Source organism: Streptomyces sp. NPDC056486 (assembly GCF_042795295.1).
Classification (GTDB): domain Bacteria; phylum Actinomycetota; class Actinomycetes; order Streptomycetales; family Streptomycetaceae; genus Streptomyces.
Genome location: NZ_JBHTSF010000007.1, coordinates 65,806 through 80,850, shown reverse-complemented (window position 1 = coordinate 80,850; position 15,045 = coordinate 65,806). Strand labels below are relative to the sequence as shown.

Genomic DNA, 15,045 nt, shown 5'->3' with positions numbered 1-15,045 from the left:
CATGCCGGAGCGCGCCGCGACCGTCGTCGGCGGCGGGATCGGCGGCCTCGCGGCGGCCATCGCCCTGCACCGCAGGGGCTGGCGCGTCGAAGTCCTTGAGCGTGCCCCCGAGTTCACCGAGATCGGCGCCGGTATCTCCCTGTGGCCGAACGCGCTGCGCGCGCTGGATGTGCTCGGTCTGGCCGATGCCGTCCGGGCACTCGGCGCCGTCGAGGCCACGGGCGGCGTTCGCGATCGCCGGGGTCGCTGGCTTTCCCGTACGGACAATGACGAATTGGCCCGCCGGTTCGGTCATCCGCTGGTGGTCCTGCACCGGGCGGACTTGTTGCGGGTGCTCACCGAGGCGCTGCCCGCCGACATTCTGCGCTCGGGCAGTGAGGTGTCCACGGTCCGCGACGACGGCCACGCGCTGGTCGTCGAGCACGCCGGTGGCGAGTCCCGGCCCGATCTGGTGGTCGGCGCGGACGGGCTGCGCAGTGCGGTACGCGGGGTGCTGTGGCCCGATGCGGACGGCCCCCGATACGCCGGGTACTCCGCCTGGCGCATGGTCACCGAGCCCCTTTCCGAGCCGCCGTCCGAAGGTGCGGCGACCTGGGGGCGCGGGGAGCGATTCGGCTACACGGCCTTGCCCGGCGGGCGGATGTACTGCTTCGCGACCGCCTCCCTGCCGGAGGGAACAGCCGCCGACCCTACGGCCACCGGCCCGACGGCCTTTGACCCGAAGGCCACCAGCTCGTCCGAACACGCCGAACTGCTGCGCCGGTTCGGGTCCTGGCCGGATCCCGTCCCCGCCCTGCTGGCCTCCGTCCCCGAGGACGCGGTGCTCCGGCACGATCTGTACGACCTGCCCCCGCTGCCCTCCTTCGTCCACGGCCGGGTCGCGCTCCTGGGCGACGCCGCCCATGCCATGACCCCGAACCTCGGCCAGGGCGCGTGCCAGGCACTGGAGGACGCGGTCACCCTGGCCCACTGCCTCGACGGCACCACGGACGTGTCCGCCGCGCTCCGCTCGTACGACCTGCTGCGCCGCCCCCGGACCCAGCTGATCACCCGCCGCTCCGCCCGACTCGGCGCAGTCGGCCAGCTGGCGTGGCCGCCCGCTGTACTGCTGCGTGACACGGCCGCCCGGCTGATGCCCGCGCGGGCGACGCTGCGTTCCATGACGCCGGTGCTCGGCTGGACCCCACCGGCTGACCGGGTGACCGGGTGACCGTGACGGAGAACGAGAGCCGCTGATGCCGGACTGGACGTATCACCCGCTGCGCGGCGCGGCCGCTGCCGTATTCGGCCTGCGCCGTTCGCAACGAACTGCCTTGCGGTTGCTGGCTTCGGTCGGTTCCCGTCCCGCAGGCGCACGGTTGATCGCCCGGGGGTTCGGCCACCGGCATCCCCCGGAACGGCTCGCCGGCGAGATCGCCGGGGTGCCCGTGACCGTCCGCATCGGCATATCCGTCCCGCCCTCGCTCGCCCGGGAAACGGTCCGCGCCATGCCCCCGCTGGGTGCCGGCGTCGTCGAGGTGGCGCCCGTCTCGGCGGCTGACGCCCAGATCGTGCGCGAGGCGGCCGTCGGCCGCTCGATCCCGATGGTCGTCCGCGCCTGCGATCCGGAGGCCGAAGCCGCACTCAAGCTCCATGTCGACGGGTTCACAAGGAGCGACGACCCGCACGTCGTCCATGTGTCGGATCCGTCGGTCAGCGGCGCGGCGGCCGCGCTCGATGAGCCGGGTGCCGTCGTGCTCGCCAGGACCGAGGTGCTCGTGGCGGCCGGACCCGGCTGGTTCGCGCGAGTCACCGAGGCCGCCACGCCCACCGCACCGGCTCCGGTCCTACGGGACGTCGGCCGCGATCCCCGCCGCTGGCCCGCCTGGTGGTGGGCGCTGATCGTCGGGCTCGGCATGACGGGCGCCGGGCTCGGCGCCGCAGCGATCACTCTGGGCCCCGTGCTGCTCTGGTACGACCGCGACTACCTCGGCATGACGCTGGACGACCTGCACGCCGCCAACCACCACCTCGTGCACTTCCTCCAGCACGACCGGATCACCATGGCCGGCACGATGGTGGCGATCGGCGCCCTCTACACCGGCCTTGCCATGGGCGGGATCCGACGCGGCTGGCCCTGGGCCCGCGAGGTGTATCTGCTCTCGGGGGCGCTCGGCTTCCCCGCCTTGTTCTACTTCCTGGCCACCGGCTTCGTGGAACCCCTGCACACGGCGACCGCCCTCGTACTGTTCCCGATGTTCCTGTTGGGGGTACGCCGCTCCCCGCACGGCCCGCGGTGGCGCCTGGCGCCCGAGGGGCCGGAGCCCGAGCGCCGACGGGCGCTGGTCGGCCAGCTGCTGATGATTCTCACGGGAGCGGGTCTTTTCATCGGCGGAGCGGTGATCTCGGTGGTCGGTCTGACCGATGTCTTCGTCCCGACCGACCTGACCTTCCTGGGCGTCGACGCGCACACGCTGGACACCTTGAATCCCCGGCTTGCGCCGTTCCTCGCCCACGACCGCGCGGGGTTCGGCGGCGCCCTGATGTCCGCGGCGGTGGCGATCGTGCTGCTCAGCGCGTGGGGCTGGCGGCGGGGCGAGGCCTGGGTGTTCTGGACCCTGGCCGCGGCGGGTGCGGCCGGTTTCCTGCCGGCCGTCGTGGTGCACGGCTCGATCCACTACACCGACCTCATCCACCTCGCGCCGGTCTATTTCGGCATCGCCCTGACCGCCACCGGCCTGCTCCTCGCGCGTCCGTACCTTTGCGCCAAAGTGTCGGCAGCGAGTCCGAAGACCTGACGCTGACCACGCGGTCAGTCCGCCGGGCCGCCGCCGAGTCCGATCTCGTTGCCGTCCGGGTCGCGGAAGGTGGCCTTACGGACACCGTTGGCGTAGGTCTCGCGCACGTCCGGTTTCAGACCCCGCTCGGCGATCCGCGAGACGCGCGCGTCGAAGTCCTCGACGAAGACGGTGTGCAGGGCGTGCCCGGCATGCTCGGGCCGCACCTCGATGAACACGTACCGGTGCTCGGCGAGCTCCCACACCGCCTCGGTGTCGTTGGGCAGGAAGGACGGCGGCGAGCCGAGCAGTCGCTCGTACCAGGCCACCGCCACGGTGTAGTCGCGGACGGGAATGCCCGCGAACAGGTCTACGGTCATGACGCCATGCTAAGCACGCCGACGTCTGCGCGCGGGTCGGCACAGCCAACCGCCTCACGTGGTCCGTGACGTACGCGAACGCCTGTGAACCAAGGGCACGCCGTGGGCGCGGCGTTGGCACGGAAGTATTCAATTTTCGCTTGTTCCGGAGATCGTTTCATTGGAGGCTGCGGGCATGCCACATCAGCCGACATTCGTATTTGTTCATGGCGCCTTCGCGAACTCGTTCTCGTTCGCGCCGCTGCAGGCCGAGCTCGCCTTGCTCGGACACCGTTCGGTCGCGCTCGACCTTCCGGGGCACGGGTTCGGGGCGACCTTCGCCACGGCCTACCAGACGCCGCAGGATCTCGACGCGCTCGCCGTCGAACCCGGCAGCATCAAGGGGGTCACTCTTGCCGACAACGCCGCCCACGTGATCGAGGTCGTCGAGCGGGCGAAGCAGAACGGGCCGGTCATCCTCGTCGGCCACAGCAGGGGTGGCGCCACGATCACGGCGGTCGGAAACGCCCGGCCCGACCTGATCGACCGCATCGTCTACGTCTCCGCCTGGTGTCCCGTCGACCTCACCGTCGGCGACTACTACGCCGAGCCGGAGATGGCAGACGTCGATCCGGGTGCCTTCGCTGCGGCACTGGTCGGGAACCCGGCCGAGCTCGGCGTGCTCCGGGTCAACTTCCGTACCGCCGAGCCCAAGACGCTCGCCGCCATGAAGCAAGCCTTCTCCGCCGACCTCACCGATGATGAGTTCCGTACGTTCCTGAACACCTTCCAGCCCGATGAGAACCTCGACGTAGGCACATCGGCCGACCGGGCCCAGGCGGCGACGTGGGGCCGCATTCCCAGGACCTATGTGCGCCTGACCGATGACACCAGCGTTCCGCCCGCCATGCAGGACCGCATGATCCGCGAGGCCGACGCGCTCACACCCGACAACCCCTTCGATGTCGGCACCCTCGAGTCGAGCCACCTGAGCTGGCTCGTCCACCCGAAGCCCGCGGCCGAGTTGCTCGGGGCACTCGCGGCGCGCTGACGGTCCAGTTCTCGTCGCTGCCGTACGTGACGGGGTTCGGCGAGGTGTATGCGCCGAACCCCATCACTCCCTTTCATCAATCTCTTCACGGATGCCGACCGGGTCCTCGATCGTTCCGGGCGAGTCTGCTGGGTGACAGGTCCGTCGGATCCTCATCCGCTTCAAGGAGCGTGTCGGCCGGGCCGATGATGAGCGGGTCCGCCTCACCCACCGCGTCTTTGTCCATCGCCGCGTAGTCGACGCGCAACAGCAGATGCCGGATGGCTTCGACGCGCCCACGGCGCTTGTCGTTGAACTTGATCACCGACCACGGTGCGTGGACGGTGTCGGTGGCCCTGAACATCTCCACCTTGGCGTGGGTGTAGGCGTCCCACAGATCGAGCGAGGCCAGGTCCGTGGGCGAGAGCTTCCACTGGCGTACGGGATCCACCTGGCGGATCGCGAAGCGCGTGCGTTGTTCGGCACGGGAGACGGAGAACCAGAACTTGACGAGCACGATGCCGTCATCGGTGATCATCTTCTCGAACAGCGGGACCTGCTCGAGGAAGTCCTCGTACTGCCGTGGGGTGCAGAAGCCCATGACGGGCTCGACGCCGGCTCGGTTGTACCAGGAACGGTCGAAGAAGACGATCTCGCCCGCGGCCGGCAGTTGTGCGACATAGCGCTGGAAGTACCACTGGCCCGCTTCCCGTTCAGTGGGCTTGTCAAGCGCCACGATGCGGGCCCCTCGGGGGTTGAGGCGCTCGGTGAAGCGTTTGATCGTGCCGCCCTTCCCCGCGGCGTCGCGCCCCTCGCACACGATCACGATGCGCCGGCCCTGCTCGCGCACCGATCTCTGCAGCTTCAGGAGCTCGATCTGCAGGATCCGCTTCTGGCGCTCGTAGACCTTCCGCCTCAGCTTCTCCGCGTAGGGATAGTTCTCCTGCCAGGTCCGCAGCGGCTCTCCCTGCCCGTCGCGCAGCACCGGACGCTCCGGCCGGGCCTCATCCACCGACAGCCCGTCCAGCAAGTCCTCCCCGTCCTTGTCTTCCGATGCCACGCCGTCTCCTCTCATCGACACGTGCCACCATCCTTCTACTTCCCGCCATTGAGCACTACTCCGTGGAGATCGGGACTGTGTGCCCGTGCGTCTGCGCCCCGTCCGTCGCCGCCCCGTTCACAACAGCTCTTCGAGCCGCCGCAGGCTCCGCTCTCCCTCCCGTCGTACGCCGAGCGGCACCAACGCGGCACGCCCCGGCACTCGCACCCCACCGGTGAACGCCACCCGGGTGCCGTCGCCGTCCGGGGACGCGGCGACGCCGATCAGCAGGAACCGGCTCTGCAGCCAGCACCAGCCGGGCCGCTGTTCCCCGTGCAGCCGGGCCCGCATCCCGTACTTGCTGCGGGCCAGCGCCTCCACCCTCGCGCCATCCCTCCGTACGACCCTGAGACCGCGCATGTCGGGCACGATCTGTCCGAAGGCGCCCTCCAGATCGAACAGCAGAGCCCTTACGTGATCGCACGGAGCTGCCACGTGTCCCTTGGTGACATGGGCGCCGGGGATGGCGGCGGCGAGCACGTGCAGTCGCCGCACGGGGTCCAGGTCAGCTGTGGGCCACCCACCGGTCGTGTCATGTCCGTTCATGAGGTCCACGCCTTCCTGAAGGTGTCGCGTGCCCGGTGCAGCCGGGACTTGACGGTGCCGACGCGGATGTCGAGCAGCTCGGCCGCGGTCCGCTCGTCCAGGCCCTCCACGTCACGCAGGACGAGTACCGCCCGGTGCTCCGGGGACAGCCGCTCCAGTACGTCACTGATGTCGGCGGCGAGTTGGGGGTCACCGCGTGAGGGCAGAGTGCTCAGGTCGGCGGGCACCGCGCGGGCGGAGCGCCGGGCGAGCCGGACGGCCTCGCGCACCGCTATGGCACGGACCCAGCCGTGCAACGCCGCCGGTTCCTTGAGGGAACGCAGCGAACGGAACACCGCCACGAGGGCCTCCTGCGCGGCGTCCGGTCCCTGGTCCAAAGCGATGGGCCCGCAGATGCGGCCTACGTAGGGGGCGAGTTCGTCCAGCAGCACGGCCATGGCGAGCGTGTCGCCGCCCTGCGCCGCCCGCACCCTTCGCGCCGTTTCCTCATCGGACACGTACGGCATCTTCCTCACGCATGGTGTCCTCCGGCAGGGCCACGCCCTGCCGGAGGGCGGGTACCTCGCGCCGGGCGACCCGGAGCGCGGCACCGCACAGCAGCGCGCACAGCGGGGTGTAGAGCCCGAGGTTGAGCCGGTAGAAGGCGGACCCGGTGTCCTGCGCGAAGAGCCAGTAGATACCCGCCAGCGTGCGCAGGCACAACCCGCCCGCCACGGCGAGTGTTCCGAGCCGGAGCAGGCGGTGCGGGCGCCGGGCCTGGGCGACGACGAAGCCCGCGGCCGTCGAGAGGAGCGCGGCGAGCGGCAGGACGACCGGCGGGCTGAACGGCACCTCGCTGCCCAGGACCGCGTACGACAGACTCTGCTCGTCGTCGGCCGGCCAGGTGGAGCCGGTCGCCCAGTAGAGGTGGAACAAGGCGTCCACGGTGAGCACCGAGGCAAGCACTGCGGCGGCTCGCTGTGCCGTGCGGTCGGACATGAGACCTCCTGCGTCGAGAATCGATACCCACCAGAGGAGGCATCCGCGGCAGACGTTCCCTCGGATGTGACGGATTCTGTCGGCGGGAAGCGGGGCGGCGCCGCGGGCAATACCCCAGCCGGTGAGAGCCTCCAGCGCCCGAGCGGCCACGCCTCGCCCCGTGCGCCACGGCCGATCAGGCATACGCAGCAGTGAACGCGGGCCCCGGTCTCCAAGATATCTTGCTCGGGCGAAGGCAAGGAGTCGAAGATGGACGCGCAGAACGCCCAGAACGCGGTGGACGCACAGAATCCTCAGGACGCGCAGGGGACGGCCGAGCGACTGCGGGCGATCAGTGGTGAGTTGTCGGACCGTTTCTATGAGCGGGCCGACGTGGTGCGGACGCTGGTGGTGACGCTGCTGGCCGGACAGCATTCGCTGGTGCTCGGGCCGCCCGGAACGGCGAAGTCCGAGATGGCCCGAGAGCTCACGGGCAGGGTCGAGGGGGCGTCCTACTGGGAGATCCTCCTGTCGAAGTTCACCGCGCCGACGAGGATGTTCGGCCCCATCGACGTCGCCGCACTGGCCCGGGGTGAGTACCGCCAGGTCTACGACGGCCGCGCGACGACCGCGCATGTCGCGTTCATCGACGAGATATTCAAGTGCTCCACGGCGGCGTTGAACGAGACGCTGGGCTACCTCAACGAGCGGATCTACCACCCCGAGAGCGGCGGCGAGCCGATCCGCTGCCCCCTGATCGGGGCCATCACGGCGAGCAACGAACTGCCCGGCGGAGAGGATTCGGCCGCGATCTACGACCGGCTCCTCGTACGGATCGAGGTCGGCTACCTGGAAGATCCCTCGAACTTCGCCGCGCTGGTCCGTTCCGCCGTCGGCCGCCCCAAGGCACCGAAACGGACCACCATCGAACTGGCCGCGTTGCAGCACGCCGTGAGCGCTTCCGTCCCGGCGGTGGACGTCCCCGACGTGATCGTGGACGCGGTGTGCACGCTGCGGGCCGCCCTGCGCCGCAAGGAACTCGTCGCCTCCGACCGCCGCTGGCGGCAGGCGGTGAACCTGCTCCAGGCCTCCGCGTACCTCGACGGCCGCCCGGCGGTCGCCGAGACCGACCTGTCGGTGCTGACTCACGTGCTGTGGGACTCCCCCGCCGAGCGTCCGACCGTCGAGCGTGAGGTGCTGCAACTCGTCAACCCTGACGCCAAGGAGGCTCTCGACCTGGCCGACACCATCGAGGAGCTGGAGGCCCAACTCGATGCCATGGCAGGGCAGTCCCGCGAGGCGCTGAGCGATTGGGTCATCAAGCAGGCCCACAACAAGCTCGCCACGGCGGGCAAGCGGCTGGAGAAGCTGCGCGACGAGGCCGCGGGCGCCGGACGCTCCACCGCCGCCATCGACCGGGTCACCGGCCGCCAGCGCGCCGTCCGCGCCCGCGTTCTCACCGAAGCCCTCGGTCTTGACGCGAGCATGATGCAGGCCCAGCTCTGACTGAACACCGGGGGATCAGGAACAAGACCGTGGCCGAGACACCGGGCACACTCGACGAGCTGGCGAACCGGGGCGGAAAGTGGCTGGGCCTGTCCACCTCCACTGCCGTGCGGCACACCGCGGCCGTGGTCGCGGACCGGTTCGAACAGATCACATGGCACGACACCTACGACCAGTCGGCCGGACTGCGCGAGCTTGCCGAGGAGTTGAACGCGCACTTCGACCACGCCACCGACCTGCTGACCGACGCTTTCCTGGCCGCCTACAAAGTCAGCCCGCGGTTGCGCGAGCGCGAGGAGATGGTCCCCTCCCGGTTGCTCAACCACCAGGTCATCACGGCGCTGTTGGAGACACCGGAGTTCGCCGGGCTTCGCCGCGAGACGGGCGGCGACCCCTACGCCGCCGCCATGGCCGTTCTCGCCCAGGCCACCACCCTGCGCCGGATCCTTGAGCGCTCCCGGGACGCCCAGGAACAGGCCGAGCAGGCGGACAGGGCTCAGCAGGACGCCGACGGCGCGGCGACCGCCGTGAGCGAGGCTCTCCAGCAGGCCGCCGACGGGGCGGACGAGGAAGGCACCGTGCCGGACCCGGCCGCCCACGCCGTCCAGCAGGCGATCGAGGCCGCCGAGGCCACCGCTGCCGATGCACGCCAGGCCGCGCGGAACGCCGCACGGGTTCTCGCGGCGGCGGCACCCGGCATCCGTGCCGGAGCGGGGAGCGCGGCGGCGAAGGCCGCCGAAGCCGTACGGGATGAGGCAGCGCTGATGCGGGCGTGGGGCGTCGGCCCCGGCGATCTTGAGCGGATGTCGTTCGACGAGCGTGCCCGACTCGCCGAGCGGCTGCGCACCGGCCGTCTCGCCCAGTGGGCCGAACTGATCGGCCGCTTCCGGCAGATGGCCGGTGGTGAGCGCGCCCGCAAGGTGGAGAACGCCACCGGGGAGCTGGTCGGCGTCACACTCGGCGACGACCTCTCCCGCGTCATCCCCTCCGAGCTGGCCAACCTCGGCCTGCCCGAGCTGCGTGCTGTGTTCGCCGCGCGTTACGCCGCCGGAGAGCTGATGCTCTACGACATCCAGGGAGAGCAGACCACCGGCAAGGGCGCCGTCATCGCGTGCGTGGACACGTCGCACTCCATGTACGTGGCAGGGCCCGGCGGAGTCACCCGGGAGGCGTGGGCCAAGGCGTGCGCACTGGCACTGCTCGATCAGGCCCGCCACGCCAAGCGTGACTTCGTCGGCATCCTGTTCTCCGCCGCCGACAAGCTCCAGGTCTTCCGCTTCCCGGCCGACAAGGCCGCCGACATCGGCCAGGTGCTCGACTTCGCGGAGACGTTCCTCGGCGGGGGCACCAGCTACCAGAGGCCGCTGACCGCGGCCGCCGAGCTGCTGGAGGAGGAGTTCAACGACGCCGCCCGCACCCGTGGCGACATCGTGATGCTCACCGACGACGAATGCGACGTCACCGAGGAATGGACGCGCGGCTGGAACGACGCCAAGCACCTGCTGGGCTTCCGTGTCTTCGGCGTGGCCATCGGCGCTCCGCGCGCCGCCGACGCCGGTTCGGTCCTGGAGGCCCTGTGCGACAACCTCCGCTCCATCGAGGACTTCACCGACGTCCACGCCGCCGCCGACCTCTTCCGCGTGATCTGACCCGGCCGGCTTCCCCTCCCGCCCCCCGGTTCCAGCGCGCTGAAACCATCGTGAAACCCCGCTGAATGCGCCCTGCCGCAACCTCTGCGGCATGACCACTTCGACACCGTCCTCGCTCGCCATCGCGGCCACGGGGCTGCGCAAGGCCTACGGGGACAAGACGGTCCTCGACGGCATCGACCTGGCAGTACCCCAAGGCACGATCTTCTCGCTGCTCGGCCCGAACGGGGCCGGCAAGACCACCGTCGTCAAGATCCTCTCCACTCTCATCACGGCCGATACGGGCGACCTGCGCGTAGGCGGCCACGACCTGGCCGTCGACCCGCAAGCCGTGCGGGCCGGAATCGGCGTCACCGGGCAGTTCTCCGCCGTCGACGGCCTGATCACCGGTACGGAGAACATGCTCCTCATGGCCGACCTGCACCATGTCCCCCGCGGTGAAGGCCGCCGGGTCGCCGCCGAGTTGCTTGAGCGCTTCGACCTCACCGAGGCCGCGAACAAGCCCGCATCCACCTACTCCGGCGGCATGAAACGCCGCCTCGACCTCGCCATGACGCTGGTCGGCGGCCCGCGCATCATCTTTCTCGACGAACCGACCACGGGTCTCGACCCGCGCAGCCGCCACAACATGTGGGCCATCATCCGCGAGCTCGTCTCCGGTGGCGTGACCGTCTTCCTCACCACCCAGTACCTGGAGGAAGCCGACCAACTCTCCGATCGCATCGCGGTGTTGAGCGACGGCAGGATCGCTGCCGAAGGCAGCGCCGAGGAACTCAAACGGCTCATCCCCGGCGGGCACGTCCGGCTGCGCTTCTCCGACCCGGCCGCCTACCGGTCCGCCGCCCTCGCGCTCCGTGAGGTCACCCTCCCCCAAGCTCTCGGCTTCGCTCGAGCAGGGACCCCCATCGACGAGGCGCTGTCGTTGCAGATCCCCAGCGACGGCAGCCAGCGCGAGCTGCGCTCCATCCTCGACTGGCTCGACTCCGCCGACATCGAGGCCGACGAGCTGACCGTGCACACCCCCGACCTCGACGACGTCTTCTTCGCCCTGACCAGCGGCACCAACCGGCCCACCGACCAGCGCGAGGAGGCCGTCCGATGAGTTCCCTGCCGCTCGCCGTACGCGACTCGTCCACGATGCTGCGCCGCAACCTCCTGCACACGCGGCGCTACCCGTCCCTCACCCTGAACATCCTGCTCACGCCGATCGTCCTACTGCTGCTCTTCGTCTACGTCTTCGGCGACGTGATGAGCGCGGGCATCGGCGGTGGCGGCGCGGACCGCTCCGACTACGTCGCCTATCTCGTCCCCGGCATCCTGCTGATGACCATCGGCGCCACCCCGGCCGGGACCGCGGTGTCCGTCTCCATGGACATGACCGAGGGCATCATCGCCCGCTTCCGTACGATGGCCATCCACCGCGGCTCCGTGCTCATCGGGCATGTCGTCGGAAGCGTGCTGCAGGCGGTCATGAGCGTGACCCTCGTCGGCGCCGTCGCCGTGGCCGTCGGGTTCAGGTCCACCGACGCCACGGCTCTGGAATGGCTTGCGGCGTTCGGGCTGCTGATCCTTGTCGCCCTGGCGTTCACCTGGATCGCGGTCGGGGCGGGGATGGCCAGCCCGAATCCAGAGGCGGCCAGCAACAACGCGATGCCGCTGATGATCCTCCCCCTCATCTCCAGCGCCTTCGTCCCGGTCGACGCCATGCCGGGCTGGTTCCAGCCGATCGCAGAGCACCAGCCGTTCACCCCGGCCATCGAGACCCTGCGCGGCCTGCTCCTCGGCAGCGAGATCGGCAACAACGGCTGGATCACCATCGCCTGGTGCCTGGGGTTGGCCGCGGTCGGCTACCGCTGGTCGACGTCGTTGTTCAACCGCGCCCCGAAGTAAGCACGCGGGTCGCCTCCCACAGCTCGTCCCGCTCCAGGGCGGCGTACCGCGACACCGCGTCGGCGTACGCCGCCCGGTCGGCGTCCTCGGCGGCCTGCCGGGCACGGGCCGCCGACATCGTCGGCTGGAACTCGCGCAGCACCCGCAGCCGTTCGGCCAGCGCGATCATCCGTACGGCGGCGGCCTCGCCGGACACGAGATCCGCCATGCCGAGCGCGTGCAGCACCGTACCGAACACGGGGAGCTCCACGGGCGAGCGTGACGGGCCACCGAGCAGCGTTCCCAGCCGCCTGCGCAGCCGGTCGACCGGCTGCACGACGAGTTCGAGACGGCCGGCGTGCGCGTGCGCCGTCACCGCCGCCGACTGGATCTGAAGCGCCCATGGGTCGAGCCAGGGGTCGCCGCCGTGCAACGAGCCGGCCTCGGGCATCCGCTCCAGGGCGCTGCGCCACAGGCCGAGCCCGACATCCGTAAGGCCGCGGGCGAGCGCTATCTCGGCACGGGTGCCGAGATCGGGGCTGTAGAAGGTGTCCTCCTGCGGGGTGTTGTCACCCTCCGCCTGCCGCAGCCAGTACTCGGCCTCCTCGGGGTCGCCGCGCTGCAGGCAGGCGAGGACGAGGGCCGAGCGGATGCCGATGTAGTCGTGCTCGTCGCCGAGCCGCGGCAGCACGTCGAGCGCCGCCGTGAGGTGCTCGTACGCGGCCGTGCCCTGTCCCGCCCGCAAGCTCAGCTCGCTCAGCCGGGAATGCCCCATGAGCTGCAACAACGGGTTGTCGACCGGGGTCAGCGCGGCGATCATCCGGCGAGCCGCTGCGAGCGCGCGGTCGATGTCGTGCTCGTACTCCCACGCATAGGTGGCCACGCACTCGGCGATACCGGCGACCAGCGGCCGCGTGCTCGCGCAGAGCGTGTGCAGCACGTCGTAGTCGGGGGGCCGTATCTCGGGGACCGCGCTCAGCACCACCGCGACCGCACGCGGCAGTGTGTCCGGCGGGGCCGCGGGAAGTCGCCGGAGAGTGACGAGCTGGCGTACGGCACGCGGGCCGTAGTTCATGAACAGGCCCCCCGTGCACAACACCGCGGCGGCGCGGGCGACTTCGACGTACTCGGGCCCGGGATAGTAGTGCGACAGCGGCGGGCCGGTGTCCGCGGCGAGGGTCGCGAGGCGGGGGTAGTTGGAGTCGGTGGACCACAGCGCGGCGAGGACGGCGGTGAGGGCTGCGGTGGCGGGGCCGTCCGCACGGGCCAGGGCGTGCCGCAGGGCCGGTACGAGGTTGTCCTGTTCGGCCCTGATCCGTTCCCGGGCGGCCAGCGGTCGTGAGCCGAAGAGCGCGTCGTGGTACGCGACTCCGAAGTCCCGCGCCCAGGTGAGGAACCGGCCGACGGCCTCTTCGTCCTCGCCGGCCTCGGTGCGCCGGGCCGCGCTGAACTCCCGTACGGACTCAAGCATCCGGAACCGCACGCCGACCGGGGTGTCCGTGACGGTGAGCAGCGACTGACCGGCCAGCTGCTCGAGCAGGAACAGCGCATCCTCGCCGAGGACCTGCTCCGCCGCTTCGCCGCAGAACCCTCCGGGGAAGACGGACAGCGTGCGCAGCGCCGCTCCGGCGTCCTGCCCGAGCAGGTTCCAGCTCCACTCCACGACCGCGTGCAGCGTGCGGTGGCGCTCCGGCACGTCCCGCGCCCCGCCGCGCAGGAGTGCGAACCGGTCACCGATGCGGCGGGCGATGTCCGGTACCGAAAGGACCCGTACCCGTGCCGCGGCCAACTCCACGGCGAGCGGCAGTCCGTCGAGGTGACGGCACAGCTCGGCCACCGCGTCCGGCGGCAGCCGCACGCCGCTCCTGGCGGCCCGGGCCCGCTGTGTGAACAGCTCCACCGAGGTGTCGGGGCCGAGCTCCGGCAGCGCGTACACCGCCTCCGACGTGAGGTCCAGCGGGGCGCGGCTCGTGGCGAGCACCCGCAGCTCCTTCGAGGACGAGACCAGGGCGTGTACGAGGTCGGCGGCGCCCCGGATGATCTGCTCGCAGTTGTCGAGGACCAGCAGGGCGGGCCCGGAGCCGAGCACGCCGAGGATGCCGGACACCGGGTCGGCCGCGGTGTGGCCGCTCACGACGCCGTGCCGCCCCTCGCCCGCGCCGAGCGCGGCGGCCACCTCCGTGGCCACATCCTCGTCCGCGATGACTCCGGCGAGCGGCACGAAGTGCACCACGCGCTGCTCGGCCCGGCGGCTGACGGCGTGCGCGAGCCGGGTCTTGCCGAGGCCGCCGGGGCCGACGACGGTGACGACGCGGGAGGCCTGCAACAGCCGCTCCACCGCCGCGATGTCCTCGTCACGCCCGATGAGCGGGTTCGGCTCGTGCGGCACGCCGTGCCGGACCACGGGGGCCTCGCCGTGCAGCAACTCCTGCTGTACGGCCTTGAGTCGGGCGCCGGGTTCCGTGCCGAGCGCATCGCGCAGTTCACGGCGGTAGGCCTCGTACCGCGTCAGGGCGGAGGAAGGGCCCGCCGTCGCCGCCTCGCCGCGCAGCGACTCGGCGAGGACTTCCTCGTCGCGCGGATGCTGCGAAGCGGTCTCGGCCAGTGGCCCGGCCGCCTCCGCGTGCCGTCCGAGGCGGGCGAGCGCGAGCGCCCGCGCGCGCACGAGCGCGCCCCGGACGGGAGCACGTTCGGTGCGCAACGCGGCTACGGGGTCGTCGGTGTCGGCTGCCCCGACAGGGGTGCCTTCCCACAGCGCGAGCCCGGATTCGGCCGCGGCCAGCGCTCCCGCGTGGTCCCCGGCCCTGGCCCGCTCCGCGCTCACGGCGGCGTGCCGCAGCAGGGCGGAGCTGTCGATCCGGTCCTCGGCGAGGGCGAGCCGGTATCCGGTCGGCGTGCTCGCGATGACGTCGGCGCCCAGCTGCGTCCGCGCCCTGGACACGAGGACCTGCAACGCCTTGCCAGGACGCTCCGGCAACGCGTCCGGCCACAACCCCGCCACCAGCTTTTCGGTGCTGCAGCCCGTGCCCACGTCCCCCGCGAGGAGCGCGAGGAGGCCGCGGAGACGGGGCGCTGTGACCTCCTGCCCGCGGTAGGCGACACGCGGCAGCAGGGTCAGGTCGGTGGTCACCCGTGCAGATTAACCAAGGCGCCGACGGCCGCCCCAACTGCCGCCACGGCCGGACGGGATCTCAGCCGGGCATCTCCTCGATACGTTCGTGGTTGAGCAGAAGCCAGGGGCAGCAGCAAGCCGCCGCCCGCCATGCGGACGCCA

13 protein-coding genes are annotated in these 15,045 nt (G+C 71.1%); 7 read left to right on the top strand and 6 right to left on the bottom strand.

Features of this window, described 5'->3' with window-relative positions:
* The first annotated feature begins 1 nt into the window (after window position 1).
* A complete protein-coding gene (locus tag ACFQ7F_RS05830; RefSeq protein WP_383266652.1) occupies window positions 2-1,210 on the top strand; it encodes an FAD-dependent monooxygenase in 1,209 nt (402 codons plus the stop codon).
* Between the two features lie 25 nt (window positions 1,211-1,235).
* Window positions 1,236-2,777 carry a hypothetical protein gene (locus ACFQ7F_RS05825; RefSeq protein ID WP_383266649.1) on the top strand — a complete coding sequence of 514 codons (1,542 nt, stop codon included), beginning with the start codon at window positions 1,236-1,238 and terminating at the stop codon, window positions 2,775-2,777.
* A gap of 14 nt (window positions 2,778-2,791) precedes the next feature.
* Here the strand turns inward: ACFQ7F_RS05825 and ACFQ7F_RS05820 are convergent, their stop codons facing one another.
* Window positions 2,792-3,136, bottom strand: coding sequence for a VOC family protein (locus ACFQ7F_RS05820; protein ID WP_383266647.1), 345 nt, complete (start codon window positions 3,134-3,136; stop codon window positions 2,792-2,794).
* Between the two features lie 175 nt (window positions 3,137-3,311).
* Between ACFQ7F_RS05820 and ACFQ7F_RS05815 the strand changes: the two genes are divergently transcribed.
* Entirely contained in the window at window positions 3,312-4,166 is an 855-nt protein-coding gene (locus tag ACFQ7F_RS05815; protein ID WP_383266644.1) for an alpha/beta fold hydrolase, read from the top strand.
* 85 nt (window positions 4,167-4,251) lie between these two features.
* On the opposite strand, the gene ppk2 is transcribed toward ACFQ7F_RS05815, so the two are convergent.
* The 4 genes from ppk2 to ACFQ7F_RS05795 form a co-directional block, all read right to left on the bottom strand.
* Complete coding sequence (gene ppk2 / locus ACFQ7F_RS05810; protein WP_383266750.1) at window positions 4,252-5,220, bottom strand: polyphosphate kinase 2; 969 nt, start codon at window positions 5,218-5,220, stop codon at window positions 4,252-4,254.
* Between the two features lie 102 nt (window positions 5,221-5,322).
* On the bottom strand, window positions 5,323-5,790 hold the full coding sequence (locus tag ACFQ7F_RS05805; RefSeq protein WP_383266642.1) for a hypothetical protein: 468 nt from the start codon (window positions 5,788-5,790) through the stop codon (window positions 5,323-5,325).
* On the bottom strand, window positions 5,787-6,227 hold the full coding sequence (locus ACFQ7F_RS05800) for an RNA polymerase sigma factor (RefSeq protein ID WP_383266747.1): 441 nt from the start codon (window positions 6,225-6,227) through the stop codon (window positions 5,787-5,789). Before ACFQ7F_RS05800 ends, ACFQ7F_RS05805 begins: the two co-directional genes overlap by 4 nt.
* Before the next feature lie 49 nt (window positions 6,228-6,276).
* Window positions 6,277-6,768 carry a DUF3995 domain-containing protein gene (locus ACFQ7F_RS05795; protein WP_383266639.1) on the bottom strand — a complete coding sequence of 164 codons (492 nt, stop codon included), beginning with the start codon at window positions 6,766-6,768 and terminating at the stop codon, window positions 6,277-6,279.
* A gap of 249 nt (window positions 6,769-7,017) precedes the next feature.
* Here ACFQ7F_RS05795 and ACFQ7F_RS05790 point away from each other — a divergent pair, with 249 nt between their 5' ends.
* The 4 genes from ACFQ7F_RS05790 (at window position 7,018) to ACFQ7F_RS05775 (ending at window position 11,792) form a co-directional block, all read left to right on the top strand.
* A complete protein-coding gene (locus ACFQ7F_RS05790) occupies window positions 7,018-8,253 on the top strand; it encodes an AAA family ATPase (RefSeq protein ID WP_383266637.1) in 1,236 nt (411 codons plus the stop codon).
* Window positions 8,254-8,282: 29 nt separating this feature from the next.
* Complete coding sequence (locus ACFQ7F_RS05785) at window positions 8,283-9,902, top strand: VWA domain-containing protein (RefSeq protein WP_383266635.1); 1,620 nt, start codon at window positions 8,283-8,285, stop codon at window positions 9,900-9,902.
* A gap of 91 nt (window positions 9,903-9,993) precedes the next feature.
* Complete coding sequence (locus tag ACFQ7F_RS05780) at window positions 9,994-11,004, top strand: ATP-binding cassette domain-containing protein (protein WP_383266632.1); 1,011 nt, start codon at window positions 9,994-9,996, stop codon at window positions 11,002-11,004.
* Complete coding sequence (locus ACFQ7F_RS05775; RefSeq protein ID WP_383266629.1) at window positions 11,001-11,792, top strand: ABC transporter permease; 792 nt, start codon at window positions 11,001-11,003, stop codon at window positions 11,790-11,792. Before ACFQ7F_RS05780 ends, ACFQ7F_RS05775 begins: the two co-directional genes overlap by 4 nt.
* Here ACFQ7F_RS05775 and ACFQ7F_RS05770 read toward each other — a convergent pair.
* Window positions 11,773-14,901, bottom strand: a complete 3,129-nt coding sequence (locus ACFQ7F_RS05770) for an ATP-binding protein (protein ID WP_383266627.1) — start codon at window positions 14,899-14,901, stop codon at window positions 11,773-11,775. The genes ACFQ7F_RS05775 and ACFQ7F_RS05770 overlap by 20 nt on opposite strands.
* Between the last annotated feature and the right edge of the window lie 144 nt (window positions 14,902-15,045).

Bases quoted from the DNA above. Each gene is read 5' to 3' on its own strand.
- ACFQ7F_RS05800 (WP_383266747.1), bottom strand. From the start codon at position 6,227: ATGGCCGTGCTGCTGGACGAACTCGCCCCCTACGTAGGCCGCATCTGC.
- ppk2 (WP_383266750.1), bottom strand. From the start codon at position 5,220: ATGAGAGGAGACGGCGTGGCATCGGAAGACAAGGACGGGGAGGACTTG.
- ACFQ7F_RS05815 (WP_383266644.1), top strand. From the start codon at position 3,312: ATGCCACATCAGCCGACATTCGTATTTGTTCATGGCGCCTTCGCGAAC.
- ACFQ7F_RS05780 (WP_383266632.1), top strand. From the start codon at position 9,994: ATGACCACTTCGACACCGTCCTCGCTCGCCATCGCGGCCACGGGGCTG.
- ACFQ7F_RS05830 (WP_383266652.1), top strand. From the start codon at position 2: ATGCCGGAGCGCGCCGCGACCGTCGTCGGCGGCGGGATCGGCGGCCTC.
- ACFQ7F_RS05820 (WP_383266647.1), bottom strand. From the start codon at position 3,136: ATGACCGTAGACCTGTTCGCGGGCATTCCCGTCCGCGACTACACCGTG.
- ACFQ7F_RS05795 (WP_383266639.1), bottom strand. From the start codon at position 6,768: ATGTCCGACCGCACGGCACAGCGAGCCGCCGCAGTGCTTGCCTCGGTG.
- ACFQ7F_RS05805 (WP_383266642.1), bottom strand. From the start codon at position 5,790: ATGAACGGACATGACACGACCGGTGGGTGGCCCACAGCTGACCTGGAC.
- ACFQ7F_RS05825 (WP_383266649.1), top strand. From the start codon at position 1,236: ATGCCGGACTGGACGTATCACCCGCTGCGCGGCGCGGCCGCTGCCGTA.
- ACFQ7F_RS05790 (WP_383266637.1), top strand. From the start codon at position 7,018: ATGGACGCGCAGAACGCCCAGAACGCGGTGGACGCACAGAATCCTCAG.
- ACFQ7F_RS05775 (WP_383266629.1), top strand. From the start codon at position 11,001: ATGAGTTCCCTGCCGCTCGCCGTACGCGACTCGTCCACGATGCTGCGC.